This window comes from Dysgonomonas sp. Marseille-Q5470, assembly GCF_951230145.1.
GTDB lineage: Bacteria > Bacteroidota > Bacteroidia > Bacteroidales > Dysgonomonadaceae > Dysgonomonas.
Window position 1 is genome coordinate 193,207 of record NZ_CATNVE010000006.1, and the last position, 24,700, is coordinate 217,906.

Genomic DNA, 24,700 nt, shown 5'->3' on the forward strand with positions numbered 1-24,700 from the left:
TTAAATAAAGTAACATTTAAAAATATGCTTTAAATCTGTCACTTTTGTCACCTTTTTGGGTATATCTGTTTGATTATGATGTTTATATGTGATTTTTGATAGTGTCACTTTTTAAGCGTATGTAACTCTCATATTTTTGAATCATGCAAATAGAAAAATAATTAAAATATAAATCAATGAAAAACAGTATTTTTAAAGTAATTCTCTTTGTAACAGTGGTTACATTGATCTCTTGTAAAGAGAAAAAAGTTTCGGAAAAGGTTTCGGAGTTTCCAGATTGGGCATGGACTGATTTTCAGCGTCCTGAAGGTATTAATCCGATTATTTCACCTGATAGCACAACCCGTTTTTATTGTCCGATAACAAAAGACTCTGTTGATTGGGAATCGAATGATACCTTCAATCCCGCAGCAACTATCTACGATGGTAAAATAGTAGTACTTTACCGTGCAGAAGATAAGTCGGGGCAGGGTATAGGTGGACGTACATCCCGCTTAGGATATGCTTGGTCGGAAGATGGGCTTCATTTTCAACGAAAATCTATACCAGTATTCTACCCTGACAATGATAATCAAAAAGAGCTAGAGTGGCCCGGTGGTTGTGAAGATCCACGTTTGGCAATGACTGAAGATGGTATGTATGTTATGTTTTATACGCAATGGAATAGAAAACAAGCTCGTTTGGCGGTAGCTACTACCCGAGATTTACATACATGGGAGAAACATGGACCGGTATTTACAAAAGCTTATAATGGGAGATTTAAAGATGATTTTTCGAAATCAGCATCAGTTGTTACCAGACTAGTAGACGGAAAACAGGTCATCGCTAAAATTGATGGGAAATATTGGATGTACTGGGGTGAGAAATTTGTAAATGTAGCAACGTCAGAAGACCTGATAAACTGGACTCCTTTATTAACTGAAAGCGGAGATTTTCTGAAAGTAATAGAGCCTCGTAAAGGAAAGTTTGATAGCTCGCTTACCGAATGTGGCCCTCCGGCCGTAATGACAGACAAGGGAATCTTATTGCTATATAATGGTAAGAATGCAGACGGAATTGAAGGTGATACTTTGTATACTGCAAATTCTTATTGTGCAGGGCAAGCTTTATTTGATTCGAAAGATCCGACTAAGCTACTCGGGCAACTTGATAAGCCTTTCTATACTCCCCAAGCTGATTTTGAAAAAAGCGGACAGTATCCTGCCGGAACGGTGTTTATTGAAGGGTTAGTGTTTTATGGTAAAAAATGGTATTTATACTATGGATGTGCCGATTCGCGGGTGGCTGTAGCTGTATATGATCCCGAAAAGAAAAAAGAATAAATATTTTAATCATGGGAAAATCATACTATCATATTTTTTTGATAATTATATCGATGCTTATACACCCGATCTGTAATGCCCGCTCTTTGATAGGTATTACAGACCTGAGGTGTGAGAATCTGATAAATCCGAATGCTATAGATAATGTAAATCCTCATTTTAGTTGGAAGATAGCATATTCCAAAGGACAAATGCAACAACGGTTTTACGAAATACAAGTAGCATCGGACAGTATTGCTCTTTTGAATAATAAAGCTGATTTGTGGAATCAAGGAAAAGTGTGTTCTTCCTCGTCGGTAATGGTCTCTTATAATGGACGTCCTTTATCATCAAGGTTGTTATGCTATTGGCGGGTTCGTATATGGAATGATAAAGGTGAAGTTTCTGATTGGAGCGATATTGCACGGTTTGGAATCGGAATAGTGGGTAATGATAAAATGCAAGGCAGCTATATCGGCTTGCCTGCGGGTGCAGGAAATACACAAACCCCTTTGTTAAGGAAAAAGTTCAGGATTGAGAATACAGGGACTTCGTTTTTACATATCAATTCCTTAGGCTATCACGAAGTATATATCAATGGAACGAAAGTAAGTGATGATGTCCTTTCTCCCGCAGTTTCGCAATTGAATAAAAGATCACTTATTGTAACATACGATGTAAGTAACTATTTGAAGAAAGGTGAAAACGAATTGGTTATCTGGCTTGGTAGCGGCTGGTATAAGAAAACAACATTCGGCACCGATCATGATGGCCCGCTTGTAAAGGCTCAGTTGGATATTTTACATAACAAAAATTGGAATACTGTATTAACTACAAATTCTTCGTGGCAAGGGGCTGAGAGTGGATATATGGATACAGGCACATGGCAAGCCTTACAATTCAAAGGCGAACGTCTTGATCGTAAGCACACTCCGACTGATTTATCGTCAAGTACTCTTAATTGTATGACATGGTCTCGGATAGAGGAAGTTGATCTGCCCCGACACAAGGCTTCGCCCGAAATGACTCAGCCAAACAAGATACAAGAAATATTCATACCTAAAAATATAAAACAGCTGGGTGATAGTACATGGCTTGTGGATATGGGAAAAGCTTTGAACGGTTGGTTTGATATTCATTTTCCAAAATTACCCGAAGGGCATGAAATTCTGCTCGAATATACTGATTTTTTGGATAAAGATGGCAATTTCTTGGATCAGGGACAAAGTGATATTTATATCGCTGCCGGTGAGGGTAAAGAAGTGTTTAAAAATAAATTTAATCATCATGCTTTTCAGTATGTAAGAGTGTCACATTTGAAAGAAAAACCTCTAAAAGAAGATATAAAGGCATTTCTTATACATACCGACTATCGTGATAGGTCATCTTTTGAATGCTCCGATCCCGACCTGAATGCGATTCATAATATGATTAAATATACGATGCGCTGCCTTACTTTCTCAGGTTATATGGTAGATTGTCCCCATTTAGAGCGAGCCGGATATGGCGGAGACGGTAATTCATCGTTGGAGACACTTCAAACAATGTATGATGTGTCGCCTCTGTTTATGAACTGGCTGCAAGCTTGGGATGATTCTATGCGCGAAGGTGGAAGTCTGCCCCATGTTGCGCCTAATCCCGGAGCAGGTGGAGGAGGTCCGTATTGGTGTGGATTTTTTATCGTTGCACCGTGGAGAACTTACGTCAACTACAATGATTCCAGATTGATAGAGCAATATTATCCTGCGATGAAGGAATGGTTGGAATATGTAGAAAAATATACAGTAAATGGTCTACTGAAGCGTTGGCCGGATACACCTTACCGCGATTGGTTTTTGGGCGATTGGCTAGCTCCGATAGGTGTCGATTCGGGGTCGGAGTTATCTATAAATCTAGTGAACAACTGTTTTGTAAGTGATTGCTTCAGTATAATGGAAAAAATAGCCACAGTGCTCAATAAACCTGATGAAGCAAAAGATTTTGCTCAGCGAAAAGTCATTTTAGATCAGCTACTGCATAAAACGTTTTTTGATGCTGATAAGAACATGTACTCTACAGGATCACAGCTTGATATGTCGTACCCAATGCTTGTCGGAGTAACGCCTTCGGACGTTTATGATAAAGTGAAAGATCAACTATTCAGAGAAACAAAAGAGAAATACAATGATCATATAGCAGTCGGATTGGTGGGTGTTTCTATTCTTACCAGATGGGCTATAGAAAACAAATCGGCAGACTTTATGTATTCCATGTTGAAAAAGCGTGACTATCCGGGCTATCTGCAGATGATAGATAATGGAGCTTCTACTACATGGGAATACTGGAGCGGTGAGAGAAGCCGTATTCATAATTGCTATAACGCTATAGGTTCTTGGTTCTATCAGGCATTGGGGGGTATTCGTACTGATGAGAAAAATCCGGGCTATAAGCATGTATATATCGAACCTCAGATCCCTGAAGGTGTTACGTGGGCAAAAACATCCGTAAACTCACCGTATGGAAAAGTGTCGGTTGATTGGTCGCTGGAAGGTGTTGTGTTGAAAATGAATGTTACACTTCCGGTGGGATGCCGTGGAACAGTTATCGTACCAGCTAATGCTCATAAGAGTAAAGTAAATGGGCTTGCTTTGGAAAAATCAAAATCTTCTATTGAGATTGGAAATGGCGTGTCTGAACTAACCTTTTCTTTGATTTAGAATCTGAATTACAAATAAAATACTTGTTAAGTTATTGTATAAGAGTTTTCTTTGCTGTAAATAAAATTGTTGAGTTCAAAAGAAAACCTCAGTATAGTTTATTGATTTATACTGAGGTTTTACTTATAAAGGGGCTTTTATCTAGTGATCATGATCATGGTCACCATCTTCTCCGTCGTGACTTAATACAATATTACGTGCAACATACGATTCGTTCCCAGCGGCATCAGTACAATATACCATTAAGTGATAATTACCAGGGGTTGCATTTTCCGGTATGATTATTTCATGATGATGTATCTTGGCTGTTTTTTGTCCAGTTACACTCCATGTTTTCTGAAAAGCAAATGCGGTAGTACTGTCTTCGGCTTTTAATGATTTTGTATGGTTATGACCATCGAAGTTGTTATGTATCTCTACTTTATAAGAAGATAACATTTCATTGTCGGATAATTCCATGTCGAAATGAATATCTGATCCAATCTTTAATACAGCGCCTTCTGTCGGAGCCGTTAGATTGATCACAGGTGGAGTTGTATCTCCATCGTTATCATTACTACAAGATGTAAATGATATAGATGTTATTATACTAATAATTGATAGGAATAGGATTTTAATAATTGTTCTCATTTTAATTTACTTTTAAAAGGTATTTTAATTGATAATTGAAAGTTGCGTCCCGGTTCTGGAATCTCAACTTTTCTGTAAAAACTTAAGTGGTTATAATATTTATTATTCAATAGATTTCGCATTGATAAACTGATATCTACCATTTTGTTATATATCGGAATGCTTATATTTCCTCCGAGATTAATTAAATTGGTTCCTGATGTTGGCCTTTCGTTCTTTGACACTCTATTCTGATTGGCAATGCTATACAGTTCGGCATGTATTTGGAATTGATTCTTTTTCCATGTTATTGTATTTCGCATAGATGCCGGTGGCGAGAAACTTAAAGGAGTATTCTCATCAAGGTTGTAAGTATATACGTACTCACCTGTGAAAGAATAATTCAGATGTGGGAACAAGTCTATACTGAAAGATATTTCCGTTCCTGCAAAAATAGCTTCAGCACCCGTATATCGATATATCTGTCCCGCATGAGGAAGTACAGACCAATCGCCTGTTGGTTTCAGAAAAATGTAATTGCTAAACCAGCTAAAGAACGGAGCGATGGAAAAAGCAATGCTCTTGTTTTCATATAAGTAAGATGCATCCAGCTGCCATCCTCTTTCTGAATTAAGCGATGGGTCTCCTTGCTCGTGTCTGAACGTACCATGATGTACTCCATTTGCTGCTAACTCATTTGCACCAGGAAGCCGAAAGCTGTGTCCTATATTCGCTTTTACAAGATGATAAATATTTGGATTCCATATAATACCGAGCGATCCAGAAAAGTCTTCAAAGTTGCGATTTACTGGATAGCTACGCCACTTATATTGCTTTATCAGTTCGTCCTCATATCCCATTTCTTGCAGATATGTTTCTAGGTAAGGATCATTATAAGCTGATATGTCAATATTCCCATGATCGTAGCGAATACCTCCACTAAAGCTAAGTTGCTGTGATGGTCGCCATGTAGCAAGACCAAATACTCCACTTGTAAATCTATTGTACTTGGGTAAGAGAAACGAATATCCAGATATACGGTTTTGTTGATATTGAATATCAAGCCCCGCATTATATTCCCATGTGGCTGAGGCAATTGTTTTCAATTTGATAGAAGAACTATATGTATCCAGGGTGAAAACCAATTCCTTATCCGGATCTTTATGAGGAGGTGCTTGTGTTCCATAATGCGTATGAAATTTACTCCACTCTTCCCTGTGATTCTTCTGATATCCAACATCCCAATATCCAATGAGTTTATCCCATATATATTGCTGTCGCGATGTTATTTTCAAATGATTTACTTTGCTATATGGTAATTCAATATTACGATCATCCCCATCGTCCTGTACACGGGATATATCAGGTATGCCATGTGCTCCGGGAAAAAATCCTATTTTTTGATAGGCATTACTGATTGAATAATTCGAATAATACTTTCCGCTACGGTATTCGGTGTATGAACTTATATTACGCTCAATACCGGCTGTATTCTTCAACTTCCGATTATATATTGGTACTTTCTGAGTAAGATAAACAATGGTATCTGTCGGTATGCGATAATCTCCAAAACGCTGTTCGGAATATCGAAACTTTGTATACCATGCATTTTTTTTCAGACCTAATAATACAGAACCCCCGAATGTTTCATTTACACTTTTGCCTAGTACCATAGCTGCACCAAAAATCTGATTATCAAAGGGTGGGGGACCTTGTGTTATTTCTACAACGCCTCCCATTGCATCGCTCCCATAAAGGAGTGAGGATGGCCCTTTGCGGACAGTGACTCGTTCGATATTAAACGCGTCAATCTCTAAGCCGTGATCGCTTCCCCATTGTTGGCCTTCCTGTTTAATTCCATTTTCGGTTACAGAAATGCGATTGAATCCCATTCCCCTTATCATGGGTTTCGAAAATCCGGAACCAATATCCATAGAACGGACTCCCGGTATATGCTCTAGTGCTTGTATAAGATTGCCTGTAAAGTGACTTCTTAAAAAATCCTTTTCTGCTACTTCTATCGACAGAGCTGAATTAAGTTTACTCGATGTCTTATAAGATGTTGCAGTTATAGTAATACTTTCTAACTCTACCTGTTTGATAGAATCTGATTCTTGACTATACAAAGGCAATACAAATACCAGCAAGAGCATAACCCGAATAATTCGGATATGCATATAGGTATTTGTTTTTATTTTATTAAAATAATTTACGAATAAAGTTGGGATAGAATTATCCCGGAGGAAAATATGTTTTTAATAGAGGGTGGTGCTCGTAGATAATTGAGTTGGGTTATCGAGTTATATCCATTTTCCAGATATAAGGAATATATCCGGCTAGTATATATTATTTGTATTGTATCCGAAATGCGAAAACTAGCTTCAGTAAATAAAGATAACGTGAGTTTACAAACCTGACATGTATTACTATTATGTTGAGGTTTATGTTTATGTTTATCGTTAGCATGTGAACAATGTTCTTCGTAGCACTCATATTTATAAATATGAATACCCTTAACTATAAGCGGGGTTATGAAGATAGCCGCTAATAGCCACGCCAAGATAATTTTATTTACTTTATATTGCCTCACACCGAATATGAATTTTGACTAGGAGACAGCAAAGATATAAATTTTATTTAAATGCAACATTGTTTCAATATTAATATATAATCAATTTGTGTGGTCTGTGATTTTGTGGTACTTTTGTTTACCTATAAATATTGATATTATGAATGCAATAGATATACTCAGAAATAAGGGTTTAAAGAAAACAGCTCAGCGAGTTATGCTGATTAATATTTTGCAAAAGAGGAGTATTTCTTTAACCGAGGGTGATATAAAGATGGAGATGGGAGATCTTTACGATCGTATAACTTTTTATCGCACTGTTCAAACATTATTGGAAACTGAAATCATACATAAAATTACAGTTGATAACATAACAAAATATGTACTGAATGATATTCATCTTTCAGGCAATAAAAAAGATCATGCTCATTTTTATTGTAAAAGTTGTCATTCAATAACTTGTCTCGATAATATATCTTTAAAAAAGTATAACTTACTGGAAGGATTTAAATCTGACGAATGTGAGATATTAATAAAAGGTAGTTGTAATAAATGTAGTGAGCCTCTATAATTCGGTTCTTTCTTGGTATCTTGATTTTTCCAATTTAACTATTTTGAGTAGATTTTCTTTTAACTTTCTCCCATATTCCGCTATTACTTCTTTTCTTTAAATAAGAATATGCCTTTATGACATTTAAGTTCATAAAAAGAAAATAATATGGAATAAACAGCACTTTATTTTTTATCTCCTTTTTAGCAAGTGTATATCCTACAAAACCTAATAAGTAGAAAATAACTTGTAATATTAATAATATAGCAGGCAATGTACAAGTAGGGTAGGTTTGTATACAAAGTAATACATTAAGAGGTAATAGAGCAAAAAGAGCCAAAGGTGTTATGGTCCATCTCAACACGCGATGGGATATATACTGAAAGCTTAGTAGCCCGTATCTGAAAATATTAAGTAATGGACATAATCTCCATACAGCTTGTAGTCCTCCTGCTGCAATTCTTACTTTTCTTTTTTCTTCTTCTATCATCGAATCGGAGCTATATTCCATAGCATATGCTTCGGAACAATATGCTATGCGATAACCTTTTTGTGCTATTCTTAGAGACAAGACGAAATCATCAAGAATTGTATCTTTTGGAATATATTCAAACAAATCACGTCTTATGGCAAATAACTCACCCGCAGCACCAACTACAGAGTATAAACGAGAGTCTAAGCTTTTTAATACAGATTCGTAGCGCCAATAAAATCCTTCGCCACTAGACGATGCGTTATCCTTTGATTCTATATTTACCCTTTTTTCTCCTGTTACACAACCGACTTTACTGTCTGCAAATAGTGATACTATCTCATTTATACTTTGAGTGTTTAGTATAGCATTTGCATCTGTAAATATAACAATAGGAGTATCTATGTAAGACATGCTTCTGTTTAAGGCTGCAGTTTTGCCTTCACGTTCAGATTCATGTAAGATTTTTATATTAGGATACGACTTTAGCATTTCTACTGTACTGTCTGTACTACCATCAGTAACCCAGACAACATGGAGCTTTTCCTCTGGATAATTTAAAGACTCTATATTGGCCATTTTTTCGACCACAACGTTTTCTTCATTATAAGCTGCGATCAGTAAGGTAACATCGAGTAACTCTACTTCTTGCAACTTATTTTTGCTTCGGGGTTTAAAAATTTCTTTGATTTTTACCAGAAACCAAATTAAGATGCCATACCCTAAGTAAGTATAGAAAATAATGAATGCAAATAGGCAGAATACAATAATTAAAATCATAGAAACAACAATTCAAATCGTTTATTTACAAGCTAAAATAACCTTTTCCATCTGATTCTTCCATGAAAGATTATTGATAGAGTTGCGTATTTCTATAGCAGGTATTGTTTTTACTTTTTCATAAAATGCAATCACGTCAAGGATATTTATTGGTGATTCGTCAGCACTTACTTTCATAATATAAGGTTTTTCTTCAAAATCATTGTCTACTTCGGAGTAGATAAATGGAATGCCTCTTGCTGCGTATTCTCGGTTTTTTAGAGTCTTTATATTGGTGATTCCACTTCGATGACGTCCCAGGCTGGCAATTCCTATTGATGCTTGATTAAACAAGCTATCTAAGCTATCTCCATATTGTGGACCGTGAAAGGTGACATAGTTCTCCAATTTATTCTGGATTATGTAATTTTTCAATTTCGAGATTTCTCGTTCATCTCCGTACCCAACAATTTCATACCGAACTTCGACATCTTGTTTCACTTTATAATATTCGGTTAATCCTTTTAGTAAACGGTCGAATCCATGCCAAACATGAATTTCAGCTACGCTTATCAGAGTAATTATATTCGGATTACTATTTGTCGGCTCTTTTATTTTTATAGCATCGAAGTCTATACCATTCGATATATTAATTGTTTTTGCTCCAAATATATTTGTTTCGTTTGAAAATGTCACAATTCTGAATATATTATGAGCTAGTTTGCGGCGAAAGAGTTTATCTGTAAGTAGCTGTAGGCGAGTCGGCAAAGAACTGTTGATGTATTCGTTGTCGTATGGATAGGTAGGGATTTCGAGTAATGTTTTCACCCCTACTTTAGCCGCTTGCTTAACAAAGGAAATTAAAAACGGATTTGCATTGTGATATGATCTAATATAAATCAAGTTGATGTTGTTCTTTTCTATATAATTTAATATCGCAGAATAGTCAACTCTTTTCTTTATTTTGGCTTTAATTCCATGCCCAATATTTTCAAGAACCTGATCATCTATCATTCGTCTCTGATAACCATCATTCTCAATATGAATATAGCATAGACGTGTCTCTACATCACACTTTTTCAAAGCACTAACCTGATAGTGTATTTTTTTACTGATGCCGTTATATGCCTCAAACCCATGAAAAATCAGGTATAATAGTTTCATCTCATTTTATTTTTTAATTTACCACAAATATCAATTTCTTTTGTTAGCTGTATATAAAGGCTGTATATAAGCATAAATATTAAACTTTTAAACAAAGCACTTATAAATATGTTTGATATTGTTATTAACTGAGATATAAATAGTAGAATTGAAAATAGAATGATACTAAGAATTATTGGAGATATGAATTGTTTCACAAAATTAATAATACTTGTCTTTAAAGTGTATCGGTACATGATATAGTAACATTGAATAAAATTCATAGTAAATGTAATTGTGATGCACCATGCAACTGCAATAAGCGAATTAAATATAAATATTCCGATTAATATTCCTGAAACATTTAATATAGAAGATAACAGTCCACTTATGAATAATAATTTTGTTGCATTAGCTGCTTGAAAAATAGCACCGGATGTAGATAATATAATTTGTATTCCGACAGATAAGGATAGAATCTGAAATACAGGTATAGAGTTTATCCATTGATCGCCAAATACTATTAATACAGCCTCTCTTGCTGTGAACCAAAGTAGTATAGACAAAGGAAACCCAATGAAAGCTAAAAGACGGACAACTTTGAGATAAGAGAATGATAATTTTTTAAGGTCATTCTGAAAGTCTGAAAAAATAGGATGCATAACAGGTGTTATGGCATAGGTTATATTTTGTAATGGTAACATCATTAGACGATATGATTTTTCATAATATCCGAGCAAAGACATTCCCATATATTTCCCGATAAGTAATTTGTCAAGATTCCTACTAAAGTAATTTATTAGATTGAACAGAAACTGATAAGAGGAGTAAGAAAGTATAATCTTCAATGAAGAAATATTAAATATAATCTTCATCTTTTGAGGATAACGCAATATGTTAACAATAAATAGAGTTGCACTTGAAAAGATCGGATTAATAAGCAAAGCATATAATCCAGCTCCATTTAAGGCCGCAATTATAGATATAAATCCACCTAGAAATTGAACTACAAATGTTCGAAAGGCAATGAATTTAAATTCCTTATTTCTGTACAGTAATGCGCTCGGAACAATATTAACTGTAACAAAGAATAAATTTACAGACAATATCTGACATATGTTGATAAGATCGTTTTTTTCATAATAAGACGCTATAGCCCACGATGAAAAAAAGAACCCAAGAGAAATAATTATCCCCAACCAAACAGTAAAGGAGAAGATATCGGATAAATTTTCTTTAGTTAAACTTTTATTCTGGATTATTGCAGGCGCTAATCCTAAATCGCTAAAAACACTAAAAAAAGTAATGATAACCATAGCTATCGCTATTAGACCAAAATCTTGAGGGGTAATAAGTCTAGCTAATACAGCAGAAACAATTAATGATACAATAATACCACTGTATTTAGATATTGCATTATATGTGACACCTGTAAATAAATCTTTTTTTAATGACACTTGGATTAATTATTATTTTGTATATGATTTTAATTTTATTAGCCAAGGAAAAAGAAGGACGAGCCATGACTTAACTGATATATATTTACGATAGTGAAGAAAGCAAGTCTTGGCAATACTAAAGCGTTCGTACCATCTAAATATATTGGCCATATATATAGCAGGATCAAAAAAGGACAGAATAGTTTTATTTATTGTTTTTTTTATAATTTCATTTTGCCCGGATGCAAATTTTATAAGTTCATCTACGACTATAAAATAGTTCCTAACATTAAAGATCGTATATTGTTTAGTCATAATTGAATCGGGGCGAAATCGTCTGTGAAAGAATGCTTCAGGGATATACGCTACTCTTTGTGCCTGAGTGTATAACTTTGCTGTAAATAGTTGATCCTCATGTATTATTCCTGGTAGGAAATTTAAGGATAAAGAAGTTATATAATTATGCTTTATAAATAGAAGACAGACCGAAGATCTATAGCCTGAAGTCTCGAGCAATGTGTTTAAACTTTGTAATCCCGTTTTAATTTCACTTGTAATCTTCTCTTTTCTATTATAAGATATTGGTGCTTGTATATTGCTATCTGTAAATGTTATTGCATCAAAAAAAACGAAATCAAGTTGTTCTGATACACATCTTTCATAACAGACTTTTAATGCGTTTGTATCCAGTATATCATCACTATCCATAAAATAGATGTATTCTCCATTGGCATAATTTAGTCCTTGATTTCGAGCAGATGACAGCCCTTGATTCTCTTGAGAATGAATAAATATACGCTTGTCAATGTCTTGCAATAGAGTTATTACTTGCAAACTGTTATCCGTAGATCCATCATTAATAATTATAATTTCTAATTCAGGTAGCGTCTGATTTATAATTGAACGAACCGATTCTTCTACATATTTTCCTGTATTATAAACAGGTATGATAACACTTACTTTTGGCTTAATTACATCCTTACCCATTCTTTTTTTTGAAAATCAAATTTTTTTATAACTCGTGCGGGATTTCCTACGGCTACACAGTATGACGGTATATCTTTTGTTACAACGCTTCCTGCTCCGATTTGTGCACGTGTACCAATATGAACTCCAGCTAATATTACAGAATTTGAACCGATATGAGATTCGTCTTCGATAATTACTGTACTCTTAACTAAATCTTGTTCATTAGAGTCTATAGAGGCATCGGCATATCCATGATTAAATCCGGCAATAAAAACATGTTGTCCCAATCCGACTTTATTTCCAAGAGTTACAGGTCCAATGATTACAGAACCAATTCCTATACGCGAGTTATTACCTATTATTACATCTCCAGCTCCATTATTAATCGTTGTGAAGTCTTCGATTAACACATTGTCGCCTAGATTGAATTTATTCCAAGGGAATACATCTATTCTAGACCTCCTTTGTCTTATTTTACACCCCTTACCTTTTTTGTGAACCCAAGGGTTTACTAATAAACGAACCCATAATCGAGGTCTGGGATTCAATGATGGAGATATTAATTTTATAATAAAACTCTTGATCGTTCTATTTTTTTTTAATTTTTCTTTTAAAAGAGATATATTCATTTTTATGATTTATATTCATTTAATAATTCTCTAGCTGTATTTTCCCACGAAAACGAATTAACTCTTACTCTTCCGTATTCAACTAATTTTTGATACATTTCTTTATCATTTTCTATAAGTAGCAGCTTATTAGCAATATCTTGTTCGTTATATGGATCTGTGTATAAAGCTCCCTCACCTGCTACTTCGGGGATAGCCGATGTATTGGATACAATAACAGGGGTTTCGCAGCCCATCGACTCGAGTATTGGTAGTCCAAAACTTTCTCTCAATGATGGGTAAATGAAAACAAATGCTCCATTGTATATATATGGTAGATCTGAATTATTTATATACCCTGGACAGTGTACAAAAGGTTTTATGTGCTCTATATTTTCCTTCTTGAGAATTTCTTCAATAATAGATTTATTAATATCTAAAATCAATAAAGGTCTTTTATAATCGGATTTCTCGAGATATAGAGCATAAGCTTTTATTGTTCGCGAAGTGTTTTTTTTAGGATCTGTGTTCCCAAAGAATAAAATATAGTTGTCATCTTCTATATATTTGTTTGTAACATTATGATAGTTTGGTATATAATGAAATCGCTTATTATATCCATTGTGAATAGTGACTACCTTAGATGATGGCGTATTTGTTTTTTTACAAATGTTTTCGCGTTCAAAATCTGATACGGTGATGATTTTCTTGCTTTTAGATAATATTCGAGGTACAACAAGTTTTCTATATATGCGTCCTAAATTTTGGTATAGAGACTTATTCGAACTTTGTTTCTTTTCTAAAAATATTATATCATGTAATGTTACTATCAACGGTACATTTACAAACAGAGGTGCAGTATTACTTGTACAGTGCAGCACATCGGGTTTTATTTTAGATATAGCACGAGGCAGTCCTATTTGCTCCCATAATATATAGGACGGACATTTTACTTCTATTATATGAAAATTTGAGGTTTTTTCTAAACACTTGTCTGGTCCCGGTGCAACGAATATATAATACTCATTAGAGGTATCTTGTCTTTGTATTTCCTTCAAAGCTTCTAGAATGACAATATCCATTCCATGTTTCTTCTTTCGAAATATACGTTGTGCTTCAATCGCAATCTTCATTTACTATTCTTAATGTCAATGTTCTGTGTGTATAAATTTCTTTTTTGCGCCTTTCATTCTGAATAGATTAATAACCATTAAAATAAAAAGCTTAGGCAATTTTCTGAGTATTTTAATCAAACGCTCATTAACCATTTCATCCGGGATAGCAATGGCTAGAGATAAGCACATAAACATTAGCAATATCCACCATTTTATAGACCAAAATATATTAATAAACAAAAATAGAACTGCAAGAACGAATATTAATCCCAATAAAATCAATCGAGGGAGCATAGCCCATTGTATAAGTTTATTAAATAAATCGATATTTCCTGTACTCAATGCTTCTGAAATATATTTTATTCCTTTTGCCAAATTTTCGTATTGAGAAGCCATCCATCGTCGTCGTTGATTATAAAAGACTTGTTGATTCTGTACTTTCTGATCATATACAAATACATCTTCCAGATAATCAATATATATACCCTGTCGTAATAATTGTAGCTCCAATTCTTTGTCTTCTCCTACAGAAGATATGTTTTTAATATTCTTTTTAAACCATTTGTATTCGAATGCCATTCCTGATCCACTAAGAGCAGACGATAAGCCTAACCGTATATGCCCGCTCCTGAAAAAAGAATTGTTTATCTCTTCGCTCGCGGCATCTAAGATAGCCATGTCTGTCTCCGGATTTTTTGCTATGCGGTGAACCTGTAGGGCTCTTATACCAAAGAAAAATACTTTATTTATTTCATTCAAAAAATTAGCACTTACCGTATTGTCCGCATCTATTATTGCTACAACATCATAATTATCTTTACTTAAATTGTCAAGAGCAAAAATTAAAGCTTTTGCTTTTGTACTGTCTTCGTAATTTGCAATAAGCAGCTTAATAGGTAATTGTGAAAGTTCTTCGTTTGTTTCATCTTTTAGCTGATCCGAAATAACAACAACATCGAAATAACTTTTAGGATAATCTTGCGCAAGGAAGGATTTTACGGATGATACTATAACCTTATCTTCTTTGTACGCCGGAAAAAGAATAACATATTTGAGTTTATTGTCTGTTTCAGGGTATTGTATCTTTTTCTTATTTAGCGAAGCTATTGCAAAAATAAGAAGATACAAAACAGAAAATAACATCAATACAAATAATATTGAATCAACTATATTAATGAGGATCATAAAGTTTTTTTCATATTAGTAAAATTAATCATTCCCCTTATAGAAGCTCTAACTAGATCGAGACGTCCATTCAATGTGTAGGTAAATATACCTTTAGGATTAGCGATAAGAAATTGATATAGTATAGCCACTAATCGAATTATTCCTCTTCTGTTCCTCCATGCATACAGTAATCTGTTGCGTGTCATATAATAACATCGCAAAGGACTATTTTGTCCTACGCTCCGACTTTCTTTATGAAATACTACAGCTTGAGGATTATACCACAATTCAAATCCATTTTTTTTTATTTGTTCGCACCAGTCTAACTCTTCGTAATACAAAAAATATATTTCCGGCATTAGACCTACTTTTTTTATAATATCTCGCCTAAGCATCATCGCAGCTCCATGCAGGAATGGAGATTTGGCTGGTGTATCGTATTGCCCAAGATCAGGCTCACCAAAACCTATAAGGCTATTTCTCAATGTGACTTGAGATAAATCTGTATAGCCTGCAAACTGAATAGTATTGGAGTCTGCAAATTTTATTTTAGGAGAAACTGCTCCTACTGTTGCGTTTGAATCTAAAAATTCTGCGAGACTTAATAATGAATCATCTTTAATATATGTATCATTATTCAATAATAAGACATATTTTCCTTTAGCCTCGATTATACCTAAATTATTGCCTCCTGCAAAACCTAAGTTTGAATTACTGCTTATACAATGTATGTTCCTATATTTTGCTTGTATCTCAGTAATTTCATCTTTTAGAGAAGCATTATCCACTATAATGATTTCATAGGATACGTCTGACAAATTTTGCATTAAGCTATCTATCATATGGCATGTATCATTCATCCCATTGTAGTTAACGCTTACTATAGATATATATACATCATTCATATCCTTATGCTAAACCTTAATTAGATAGAGGTATATTCATTCTTAGAGGACAACTTGTTATTTTCGGCTTCTTTATTTTCGATCTCTTTATCAAAATACCGTCCCATCATGATGAATGCCATACACATATATAAAATCGGTCCGGTAGGAAACTGTTGTAGAACCTCATTTCCATAAGATGCAATTAAAATCCCTGATAGACCTGCTATTAGAGCACTCATTATGCCTTTAAGTTCTTTATTCTTGATACGAAACAATATATCATATATTCCTCTTGCTAGTACAAATAGAAAAATAGAAATAAAAAGAATGAGGCCAACAATACCTGTTTCTATCCATACATAAATAAGGGAAGAATCTGTAGCTAATCCATACATGTGATCGTTTGAATCCGTGTGTTTCGCTTTTCCTATACCAATTCCAAAAGGATGGTTAGGCATGAACTCCCGCATCTTTTTCTGATTTTCAATCCTTACATTGAAAGACGCATCTTCGGCTCCATGAAAAGCAGTTCTCATACGACGTATATCTGCGTTACTTTGCCCAATATTGGTGAAATTTAGGAAAATAAATAAGGATAATATAAGAAATGTGCCTCCAATAATAACTTTTTCGAGCTTTGATATTAGAATAAAGGTTGCATATCCCACAAATAATATCGCTAAAACTGTTCTAGTTCCCGATATAAGCATACCATAACCAGCCAAAATAGCTACAATAAAGAAAAACACTTTAACCTTTTTACTTTTGATATATAATGCACTTATCGAGAATACAACCATGGATAAAGCCATGCTACAACCAAAGTTAGCAGCATCAGTGAAAAATGAAAAATATCGAATACCCGAATAAATAACATGTGTTCTAGCTCCGTCTTCAACATACAGCCAATGGTTTTCAGCCGAATCAAATCCTATAAATTTTTGAATGATAGCTTTTAATACAGCAAAAATTGTAAGTATTCCCCATAGAAGGAGCACCTTTTTCAGATCTTTATAGCGTTTGAATAAAGCCGTGGTAACAACTATAAATAAGAATAAATAAAATCCCAGTCCCCTGACAGAAGTCATCCAAAGCTCAATCGTTGTATATGGATTCAAGATTTCCATAATACAATAAATAAGCCAAAAAAGAGAGATATATGTCAATGGATTATTAAATCTTTTCCAATAATCGACAGAAAAGAATACCGTACGGAAAAATAGAATAAATAATATGAATGCCAATAAAGCATCTATTACCATTCCTCCGGGAATACTTGGTCCGTACCGGCTGATACCCATAATTATGTAATTAACTATGAATAGAATCATCAGAAGCGATTGAGGAAATTTGAAAAAACAGAATAAGATAAGGCATGTTGTTGGTATACAGGCGAATAATATCCCGCTAATAAAGTTCCGTGTATATATAGTTGTTCCTAATATAATCAGTAGTCCAAGAAAGAGCCCTAGATAAAAATATTTATCATAAAATTTGGAATATATGTCTGAGGGTTTGCTCATTTCTGGCTAATGTATTAATTATTGGCTTCGATATCCTTTTTTAGCGGTTTTATTCCTGTTATATTTTCTACTACAGCATGGCTTACATTTGTTAATAGAATCATAATCGGAACATCTTTTGAAAGTCTTGTTATCTCATCAAAAATTAACTGATCGCTACCTTTCCATTGTTTTTTTGCGTCGAGTAATATCAAATTAAAAGAAGCGGTTTGTAATAAGTTTTTAGGTATTGGATTCTCTTTTATTGAAGGATATTCAACAATCACAACATCATTGTTAATTATATCTATATTGATATCTGATAATTTGTTGATCAACAGATAGCTTTTTGAAGAGTTCGAGAAATCTTTCGTCCAATCAATATTTTTTACAGATAAACCTATGCTTTTCCAATAATCCGATAAAGCATTTGCTATATATGTTTTTTGAACTCCATTTGAAATACTGAAGAAGTTTATTATACTAGGTTTTTCAGATGCAAAGTAATTTAATAAGTTATTGCCTAATAGTAGTATACAGGTTTCTTCATAAGATTTTCTAAAAATTCTTTTACCCAATTTACCTTCTTCTGGAAATACTCCTAAAACTTTACCTAAAGTAATGTGTTCAGTTCGCATTTTATCTAATAACCTTCTATCAAATAATTCTTTTAATAAGAATAAACTGATTATAAATATAACACTAGCTACATAAGAACCTAAAACTATAGCTTTTCTTTTTGTAGGTTTTGATAATAGTGGAAATGTAGGCTCATTGAGTACTTTCAATGAAGCGGAGTTCATTTCTAAGCTTTTTAATCTTAATCGGGCCGTATTAAGGCTTGATAAAATTGATAAATAAGAACGTTCAAGAAAGTCAATACTTCTTTCTTTCCGTTTTATTGTAGAACCTATTGGCGAGAAGTGAAGGTATTCCTGATCCAATTCGGCTCGTCTTCTATCTAAAACAGCAAGTTCTGCGGAAGCTTTTTCATTTTTTAATACTTCATCAAGCCATTGGGATACGAAATTGGATGTCGGGTAACCATCCTTGGTATATTTTTGATTACTCAATGTATTCATAATTACATGAAGATCACCCTCTGCAGTCTTAAGATCGGCTTTGTACCTATTAATTTGTCTTTGATTTGCGGGACTAACTAGAGAGTCTTTGTAGAATGGTTCTATCTCGGCAATTTTACTGCGTAATTGAGATATAGTATTGAGTTTGGAAATAAACTCAGAGTTGTTTTTTATTGATGCTAAGTTTTCCGATATCTTACTTTCTAGATGAGTAATTAATGCCTTAGAACTACTATATCTAAGCAATGCATCCTGATATATCAATTGGACATCCTTATCGTATGCTGCTACCTGTTTTGTTTGTTCGTCGTAGTTGATAACGCGATTTTCAATATTATAGTTTGTTAAAGAATCTTCTCCATTTCTAAGCTCTGAACTCACTTGAGCTAGCTCTTTCTCAAGGTGATGAATGACATTATTGGTTGTTCCGAACTGGATATCTTGATACTTTTTTTCATATGATTGATTGAGTATTACCAAAGTATTGTATGCTATGCCCGGATCATTAGCTGTATATGTTATTTCTAGCATATCACTATTGCCTAGTTTCTTTACAGAGATTTTGCTTAAGGCCTCATAGCTATAGTGTGGATGATGCCAATTTAATAATCCATATATAAAATTCTTAGGATCGGACTTTTCATAAGCCAGAATATTCTCGAGTGTTTTCTCCTCTGATTTCTTATCTATAAGAGCCTGAACTTCTTTCGGTGTTATATTTAAGAGTTTCCTGTAATTGGATGCTTTGATGTAAATATTATCTTTTTCCGAATCACCATATATCATATCTTGCACATATAGCCGGAGTGCAACATCTTTCAATGTCTCTTTAGAGGTTACAATATTTATAATATTTTCCAAAGTGTTATTTAATATATTCCAGTTTTGGGACGTCGGCTGTTCGGGATCTAATCCATAGCTGGAGACAACACCAGTGAAAACTGTAGTTTCTACAGTATATTCGAGGTTAAGATGTCTTGTAGATAAGATAACTAAACCTGATATTAGCAACGGTACAATCAATAACCACCATTTTATTTTATTGATAAACGTATATATACACCTTATTTGTTGCATATTATTTTATTTAGATATAATTTGAGTTTTTGCCAATATCTCAAGCTGAAGTAGAGAGGAGTTTAAACTTGCTTTAGTCTCTTCATAGTCGGATACAGCTGTTGTATACACAGATTTTTGTTTCCCCAGTTCTTGGATAGTGATATTACCATTAATAAAGTCTGTTTCGCTTAGATTTAACTGAGCCTCTGCAAAGAGTAAGGCTTCTGATTTAATTTTTATTAATGCTAAGTCTTTCATTGCGAGACTATACATTGCTGCTATACGGATTTTTTGTTCATCATACCATTTCTCTTGTTCAAACTCAGTCGCTTCCATATCCAACCTTTGTTTTTTTACCCTATTCTTTCTATCAAAAATGTCATCTAATGGTATAGATACTGAAGCTCCAAAGTTGTACCAACTCTGTTTATTTCCTGAATATTGATAAAATATTGGGGTGTTTGTATCTGAAAAAGTTGTATTGTTACCTACTACCCCATATTGATAGTTGGTAACTAATTTGATGAAACTCAACCATCTTTTTTTCTCGGAATCTATCAAACTTTTATATCCCTGCTTTTTTTTCTCATAATAGCTGAGAATAGGGCTAGCTTTAGCGTTTTCGTATAGAACAGATATCGGAGGTAACTGAAAGTCTAGATAATCTTTAGGTTTTAACTCTGTTATATCTTGAGCTAGCAGAGAGATACTACAAGAGAATAGGAAAAATGTAATGATGACTAGTTTTAGTTTCATAAATGTAAAAACTTGCAAATACTTAATAGATGTTAAGCATCTTCTTTTTGTATAAATGAGAAAAATGTTTTAAAAATAATTTTGCAATCAAGCCATATGGAGTAATTGTGAGCATAATATATATCCAGCTGTTTTCTTTCTTCTGCTGACATCTTGCCCTCTCCTCCGCGCCTTTCTACTTGCCATAGCCCGGTTAATCCTGCCGGAGCTATAAAGCGTTCAATATATTCATCTCCGGTCAATAGTTCTGCTTCATAAAGAGGTAAAGGTCTATTACCTACTATTGACATATCTCCTTTTAATATATTTATCAATTGGGGGATTTCATCGATACTATATTTTCTCATAAATCTACCCATTTTTGTGACTCTGGGGTCGTGTGCTATTTTAAAAAAGGTTGTATCTTTTTTCTCTTTTTTCTTATTTAGATATTCATGTTCTGATATTTCGTAATCGTCTGAAACTAGTACCGTATCATCATTGATAATATCAGAGTTTGTTGTGCTTACTTCCAATGTTTTTTCTTTCGATTCTTTGGTGTACTGATTCATTGATAGATAACTAGAGAGGCGCTCCTCTGCATCTATATACATAGATCGGAATTTCAAGAAATTGAAAATGTAGAAGTTGCTCCCAACTCTTTTAGACTTATATAAAATAGGTCCTCTACTTTCAAGCTTGATTAAGACCATTATTAAAATCAAGAATGGAGATAGAACGATAAGAGCTGATAGTGAAATAATTATATCAAATATACGTTTACCTTTAGGTATTGTAAATACTTCATCAACCTTATTCTTTTCTTTTCTTTCTTTTTTATTTAGAATTTCATTTTTAGATATAAAATTAGTGATTGCTTTAAATACATCTGAATCAGCATACGGAGAAATAGTATTATTTGCTCCTGCCTCTATATATATACTAGTTTCTTCTTTTCCTATTTTTTTTGTAACGAGAATTATATATAGATTTTTGAATTTCTTTTTCAGGTATGCAATATTAACCTTATCTACATCAGGATTAATTTTTTCATATAAAAGAGGCTGGATTTTATTTGAGGGTAATTCTTTCAATATAATACCAGCCTCTTCTTTATTTTTGACTATAACTATATTTTCTTGTAATAACTCTTGAAAATGATTGATATATTCTTTATTACTACCTATATATATAATAAAAGTCATTTAAGGATTTTTTTTAGTCTAACTTTTAACTCCATCGGGTTAAAGGGTTTCAATATAAAATCTTCCGCTCCATTTTCTAATAATCGAATTCGATTGATACTGTTATCTTCACTAGAAAGGATAACCACGGGGATAGATTTAAAGAGCTCATTTTTTTTGATATATGCCAAAAACTCTTCACCGGTCATGAAAGGCATTCTCAAATCCAGGATAATCAAATCCGGTATCGAATTTTGCTCTAACCATTGAATTGCTTTTAATGGATTCTCAAAATAAATACATTCATAGTCCTCTCTAAAATAGTTAGCTATAACTTTAGCTATAGCTTCTTTATCATCAATAATTAATATTCTTTGCATTATTTCCTTTTTTTATCAGGGATTCTTCGGATAAACAAATAAATATGAAAATAGAAATAGTTTGTTCCAAAATTCACGAATATCTCAATTTAATAAAATAATTTGAGATATTCGTATTATTTTCTATTGTTCTAATAAATATACTTTATTTGTTTCGTAAGTTTCATACCAATTAGGATAATTTTGCCCATTTGAAGATACCCATGATTTAAATTGAGGATATGCATCGATAATTCGAACCCACTCTAATGGATATTTCAAAGATAGTGGAACTCTTATGCCATATACTAAGTCAGATGTACTATAGTTTCTTCCAGAAGATACATCTGTCGATTTTTTTGTTGCTGCAAAATTCCTTAAGTGAATTTCCTTCCTATTAGATGTATTGTAGCCACCGTTGACAATGAATACGTTTAGTATATCGATCAAAGAAACATTAGAAATATCTATAGGCTCGTTGAATGATATACTGATTGTGATAGCTTTAGCCGGAAAATGAGTTTCCCCTGCTTTAGTATTTATTATCTGAGAAGTATTAGCTCCAAACAATGCATGAGCATTATCTGTAAGCGGAATAACTGCATAATCCTGATCGTTTTCCAAACCATTACTCATAGAGAAAACGTCACCACTGAAGCTTGTATTTGAATTTGTTATACTTTTAATATTACCTTTCAATACGCCGTCTAGCTGAATAGCTGCAGCAAGTCTTTTTGTAGCACCAACAGCTCTTACTTTACTTTGAATGTCTATTTTTGAAACTTTATTAGCGGCCGATAATGTATATCCTAAATTTATATCCAGAACAAAGTCATTCATGTCATAATCACCAATACTTGGGTAATTATCTTCAAAAGCATAAGTATAAGTTGTTCCTAATGTAGTGCTTAGTGGATATGTTATAATAACGGGACCTCCTCTTTGAATCAGATTTCCACCCTCGTTGCAGCTTGTTGCTTCAATGTTAACAGTAGACTCTCCTTTTCTTACAAAGTTAACATATTTAGTGTCTGAAGGAACGTCATACCCTGTTGATCCTGAGTTTGCAGGATAGTTTGATGACTCTATCTCTAAATAACCGGTAAATGCCGGGTGTCTCCATTCTGTGATTGAAAATTTCTCTAATTTTACTAAGGCTTTATTGCCAGAAGTAGGACCATTGATACTAGTTCCTGAGTTACTGAATTTAAGTTCATTGGTAACGTTCATTATAGCATAAGATCCAAGATTTATTTTATTATTACCCTGAAGGTCTAAAATGTTACATTTTAACAATGTTTCAGCAGCTGTATTTAATGTTGTGCCCTGGAAAGTTCCTTTATCATTAATGATAAATTTACATCCATTTTCAATTGTAGCATCATTAACAGTTATATTTTGAGTTGTAAATGCAGCATTGTTATTGATAATAGAGTTTTGTAAGAATGTATTGCCATTAACAGTAAATTGACCTTTATTGATAAAATTCGCATTGTTGTTAATAGACAAGTTCTGAGCAGTCAAGGAGCTTTCATTTATAACCTGTACGTTACTCGTATTTGCAGATAATGTACCTGATGCAGACATTGTACCATAATTAAACAAACTTCTTATATTCGAAATGTTATTGATGTTGAATACAGTACTGTTGTTTACTATTTGTCCATTTTCATTATTCATATCCACATTAACTTCTTTCTTATCAGGATTGAATTGCCCTGTTGTAGCTACAACAATTTTAGCCGAACCATTTGCTTTTATGTTTGAAGAAGTTTGTGTTGGAATATATTTTCCTCCATCTTGAATAATTATTTTTAAATTATTCAATTCTGTATTAGTTGAAGTGTTTTTCCATGTTCCTTCCACATATACGTATGCATCGTACCAGGAGCTATTGTTTATTTGCCCTTCAAATGTTTGCCCTGCCGGTATCACATATTGATTGCTTGAGTAGCTGATGCTATATGATGATCCGGATATAACGGTTGCATTAGATGGTGTTGTATATGTTCTTGTTGGCGCAGTATAATTTATGTCTAAACTTTTAGTTGATCCTGATTTCAGTGTTGCTACGCTTGCTGACTTTAATGCGTTAGAGGTATAGATCGCTCTTACTGATCTTTTTCCTGTTGGGTCAGTTTCTTGGACATACAAGATACTATCAGACTTAGCATATGTAACCTTAGCTTTAAATGGTTCATTTTTCTTAGCTAGGCCTTCTGCCAATAGTGATGCATTTGGTGAAATGATAGGGTTCTGATTAAAAACTTGTAATTTGTAATAATATGAACCATTGAATTGGTCATCCACATCCAAATTGAGACTAATATTGGAACTTGTAGTCCAGTCAAAACCGGAAGGAACGGTTAAGTCTGATAATTCATCAGGTATTACCTGAGAATTAGGGTCATAATAATCTTGTTCACTGCAACTAGTTAGTAAAGCTATGAACAGCAATGCTGTATACGCAAATTTGATTTTCATAATTAAATAAA

At 33.5% G+C, this 24,700-nt stretch carries 19 protein-coding genes; 3 read left to right on the top strand and 16 right to left on the bottom strand.

Going from position 1 to position 24,700, the window contains the following annotated elements; translation table 11 throughout:
• The first annotated feature begins 176 nt into the window (after positions 1–176).
• Together QOX35_RS11740 and QOX35_RS11745 are read left to right on the top strand one after the other, a co-directional pair.
• Positions 177–1,322 carry a beta-1,2-mannosidase gene (locus QOX35_RS11740; RefSeq protein WP_283687061.1) on the top strand — a complete coding sequence of 382 codons (1,146 nt, stop codon included), beginning with the start codon at positions 177–179 and terminating at the stop codon, positions 1,320–1,322.
• Positions 1,323–1,333: 11 nt separating this feature from the next.
• Positions 1,334–3,997, top strand: coding sequence for an alpha-L-rhamnosidase (locus QOX35_RS11745; protein ID WP_502846767.1), 2,664 nt, complete (start codon positions 1,334–1,336; stop codon positions 3,995–3,997).
• A gap of 141 nt (positions 3,998–4,138) precedes the next feature.
• Here the strand turns inward: QOX35_RS11745 and QOX35_RS11750 are convergent, their stop codons facing one another.
• Positions 4,139–4,627: a DUF4625 domain-containing protein gene (locus QOX35_RS11750; RefSeq protein WP_283687062.1), complete on the bottom strand. Its 489-nt coding sequence runs from the start codon at positions 4,625–4,627 to the stop codon at positions 4,139–4,141.
• Positions 4,624–6,783 carry a TonB-dependent receptor gene (locus QOX35_RS11755; RefSeq protein WP_283687063.1) on the bottom strand — a complete coding sequence of 720 codons (2,160 nt, stop codon included), beginning with the start codon at positions 6,781–6,783 and terminating at the stop codon, positions 4,624–4,626. Before QOX35_RS11755 ends, QOX35_RS11750 begins: the two co-directional genes overlap by 4 nt.
• 552 nt (positions 6,784–7,335) lie before the next feature.
• Between QOX35_RS11755 and QOX35_RS11760 the strand changes: the two genes are divergently transcribed.
• Entirely contained in the window at positions 7,336–7,746 is a 411-nt protein-coding gene (locus tag QOX35_RS11760; RefSeq protein ID WP_283687064.1) for a Fur family transcriptional regulator, read from the top strand.
• 34 nt (positions 7,747–7,780) lie between these two features.
• On the opposite strand, the gene QOX35_RS11765 is transcribed toward QOX35_RS11760, so the two are convergent.
• From QOX35_RS11765 to QOX35_RS11830, 14 genes are all read right to left on the bottom strand, one after another.
• A complete protein-coding gene (locus QOX35_RS11765; RefSeq protein ID WP_283687065.1) occupies positions 7,781–8,977 on the bottom strand; it encodes a glycosyltransferase family 2 protein in 1,197 nt (398 codons plus the stop codon).
• A 21-nt stretch (positions 8,978–8,998) separates the two neighbouring features.
• On the bottom strand, positions 8,999–10,120 hold the full coding sequence (locus QOX35_RS11770) for a glycosyltransferase (protein ID WP_283687066.1): 1,122 nt from the start codon (positions 10,118–10,120) through the stop codon (positions 8,999–9,001).
• Positions 10,117–11,562 carry a lipopolysaccharide biosynthesis protein gene (locus QOX35_RS11775; protein ID WP_283687098.1) on the bottom strand — a complete coding sequence of 482 codons (1,446 nt, stop codon included), beginning with the start codon at positions 11,560–11,562 and terminating at the stop codon, positions 10,117–10,119. The genes QOX35_RS11770 and QOX35_RS11775 overlap by 4 nt, the downstream gene beginning before the upstream one ends.
• A gap of 6 nt (positions 11,563–11,568) precedes the next feature.
• The gene (locus tag QOX35_RS11780) at positions 11,569–12,525 is read right to left on the bottom strand and encodes a glycosyltransferase family 2 protein (protein ID WP_283687067.1); all 957 of its coding nucleotides are present in this window, start codon (positions 12,523–12,525) and stop codon (positions 11,569–11,571) included.
• A complete protein-coding gene (locus QOX35_RS11785; protein WP_283687068.1) occupies positions 12,510–13,136 on the bottom strand; it encodes an acyltransferase in 627 nt (208 codons plus the stop codon). Before QOX35_RS11785 ends, QOX35_RS11780 begins: the two co-directional genes overlap by 16 nt.
• Before the next feature lie 2 nt (positions 13,137–13,138).
• A complete protein-coding gene (locus tag QOX35_RS11790; RefSeq protein ID WP_283687069.1) occupies positions 13,139–14,248 on the bottom strand; it encodes a glycosyltransferase family 4 protein in 1,110 nt (369 codons plus the stop codon).
• Between the two features lie 15 nt (positions 14,249–14,263).
• Entirely contained in the window at positions 14,264–15,415 is a 1,152-nt protein-coding gene (locus tag QOX35_RS11795) for a glycosyltransferase family 2 protein (protein ID WP_283687070.1), read from the bottom strand.
• Positions 15,412–16,302 carry a glycosyltransferase family 2 protein gene (locus tag QOX35_RS11800; protein ID WP_283687071.1) on the bottom strand — a complete coding sequence of 297 codons (891 nt, stop codon included), beginning with the start codon at positions 16,300–16,302 and terminating at the stop codon, positions 15,412–15,414. The genes QOX35_RS11795 and QOX35_RS11800 overlap by 4 nt, the downstream gene beginning before the upstream one ends.
• A 20-nt stretch (positions 16,303–16,322) precedes the next feature.
• Positions 16,323–17,615: an O-antigen ligase family protein gene (locus tag QOX35_RS11805; protein ID WP_283687072.1), complete on the bottom strand. Its 1,293-nt coding sequence runs from the start codon at positions 17,613–17,615 to the stop codon at positions 16,323–16,325.
• Between the two features lie 206 nt (positions 17,616–17,821).
• Complete coding sequence (locus QOX35_RS11810) at positions 17,822–19,945, bottom strand: GumC family protein (RefSeq protein ID WP_283687073.1); 2,124 nt, start codon at positions 19,943–19,945, stop codon at positions 17,822–17,824.
• A gap of 6 nt (positions 19,946–19,951) precedes the next feature.
• Positions 19,952–20,683 carry a TolC family protein gene (locus QOX35_RS11815; protein WP_283687074.1) on the bottom strand — a complete coding sequence of 244 codons (732 nt, stop codon included), beginning with the start codon at positions 20,681–20,683 and terminating at the stop codon, positions 19,952–19,954.
• A gap of 32 nt (positions 20,684–20,715) precedes the next feature.
• Positions 20,716–21,867, bottom strand: coding sequence for a sugar transferase (locus tag QOX35_RS11820; protein ID WP_283687075.1), 1,152 nt, complete (start codon positions 21,865–21,867; stop codon positions 20,716–20,718).
• On the bottom strand, positions 21,864–22,229 hold the full coding sequence (locus QOX35_RS11825) for a response regulator (protein ID WP_185146729.1): 366 nt from the start codon (positions 22,227–22,229) through the stop codon (positions 21,864–21,866). The genes QOX35_RS11820 and QOX35_RS11825 overlap by 4 nt, the downstream gene beginning before the upstream one ends.
• A gap of 120 nt (positions 22,230–22,349) precedes the next feature.
• Entirely contained in the window at positions 22,350–24,689 is a 2,340-nt protein-coding gene (locus tag QOX35_RS11830; RefSeq protein ID WP_283687076.1) for an LruC domain-containing protein, read from the bottom strand.
• Positions 24,690–24,700 lie beyond the last annotated feature (11 nt).

Excerpts from the sequence above, each read along its gene's own strand:
- QOX35_RS11765 (WP_283687065.1), bottom strand. The coding sequence starts at position 8,977 with ATGATTTTAATTATTGTATTCTGCCTATTTGCATTCATTATTTTCTAT.
- QOX35_RS11755 (WP_283687063.1), bottom strand. The coding sequence starts at position 6,783 with ATGCATATCCGAATTATTCGGGTTATGCTCTTGCTGGTATTTGTATTG.
- QOX35_RS11790 (WP_283687069.1), bottom strand. The coding sequence starts at position 14,248 with ATGAAGATTGCGATTGAAGCACAACGTATATTTCGAAAGAAGAAACAT.
- QOX35_RS11805 (WP_283687072.1), bottom strand. The coding sequence starts at position 17,615 with ATGATTCTATTCATAGTTAATTACATAATTATGGGTATCAGCCGGTAC.
- QOX35_RS11740 (WP_283687061.1), top strand. The coding sequence starts at position 177 with ATGAAAAACAGTATTTTTAAAGTAATTCTCTTTGTAACAGTGGTTACA.
- QOX35_RS11780 (WP_283687067.1), bottom strand. The coding sequence starts at position 12,525 with ATGGGTAAGGATGTAATTAAGCCAAAAGTAAGTGTTATCATACCTGTT.
- QOX35_RS11820 (WP_283687075.1), bottom strand. The coding sequence starts at position 21,867 with ATGACTTTTATTATATATATAGGTAGTAATAAAGAATATATCAATCAT.
- QOX35_RS11750 (WP_283687062.1), bottom strand. The coding sequence starts at position 4,627 with ATGAGAACAATTATTAAAATCCTATTCCTATCAATTATTAGTATAATA.
- QOX35_RS11815 (WP_283687074.1), bottom strand. The coding sequence starts at position 20,683 with ATGAAACTAAAACTAGTCATCATTACATTTTTCCTATTCTCTTGTAGT.
- QOX35_RS11800 (WP_283687071.1), bottom strand. The coding sequence starts at position 16,302 with ATGAATGATGTATATATATCTATAGTAAGCGTTAACTACAATGGGATG.
- QOX35_RS11770 (WP_283687066.1), bottom strand. The coding sequence starts at position 10,120 with ATGAAACTATTATACCTGATTTTTCATGGGTTTGAGGCATATAACGGC.
- QOX35_RS11760 (WP_283687064.1), top strand. The coding sequence starts at position 7,336 with ATGAATGCAATAGATATACTCAGAAATAAGGGTTTAAAGAAAACAGCT.
- QOX35_RS11795 (WP_283687070.1), bottom strand. The coding sequence starts at position 15,415 with ATGATCCTCATTAATATAGTTGATTCAATATTATTTGTATTGATGTTA.
- QOX35_RS11810 (WP_283687073.1), bottom strand. The coding sequence starts at position 19,945 with ATGCAACAAATAAGGTGTATATATACGTTTATCAATAAAATAAAATGG.
- QOX35_RS11830 (WP_283687076.1), bottom strand. The coding sequence starts at position 24,689 with ATGAAAATCAAATTTGCGTATACAGCATTGCTGTTCATAGCTTTACTA.
- QOX35_RS11745 (WP_502846767.1), top strand. The coding sequence starts at position 1,334 with ATGGGAAAATCATACTATCATATTTTTTTGATAATTATATCGATGCTT.
- QOX35_RS11785 (WP_283687068.1), bottom strand. The coding sequence starts at position 13,136 with ATGAATATATCTCTTTTAAAAGAAAAATTAAAAAAAAATAGAACGATC.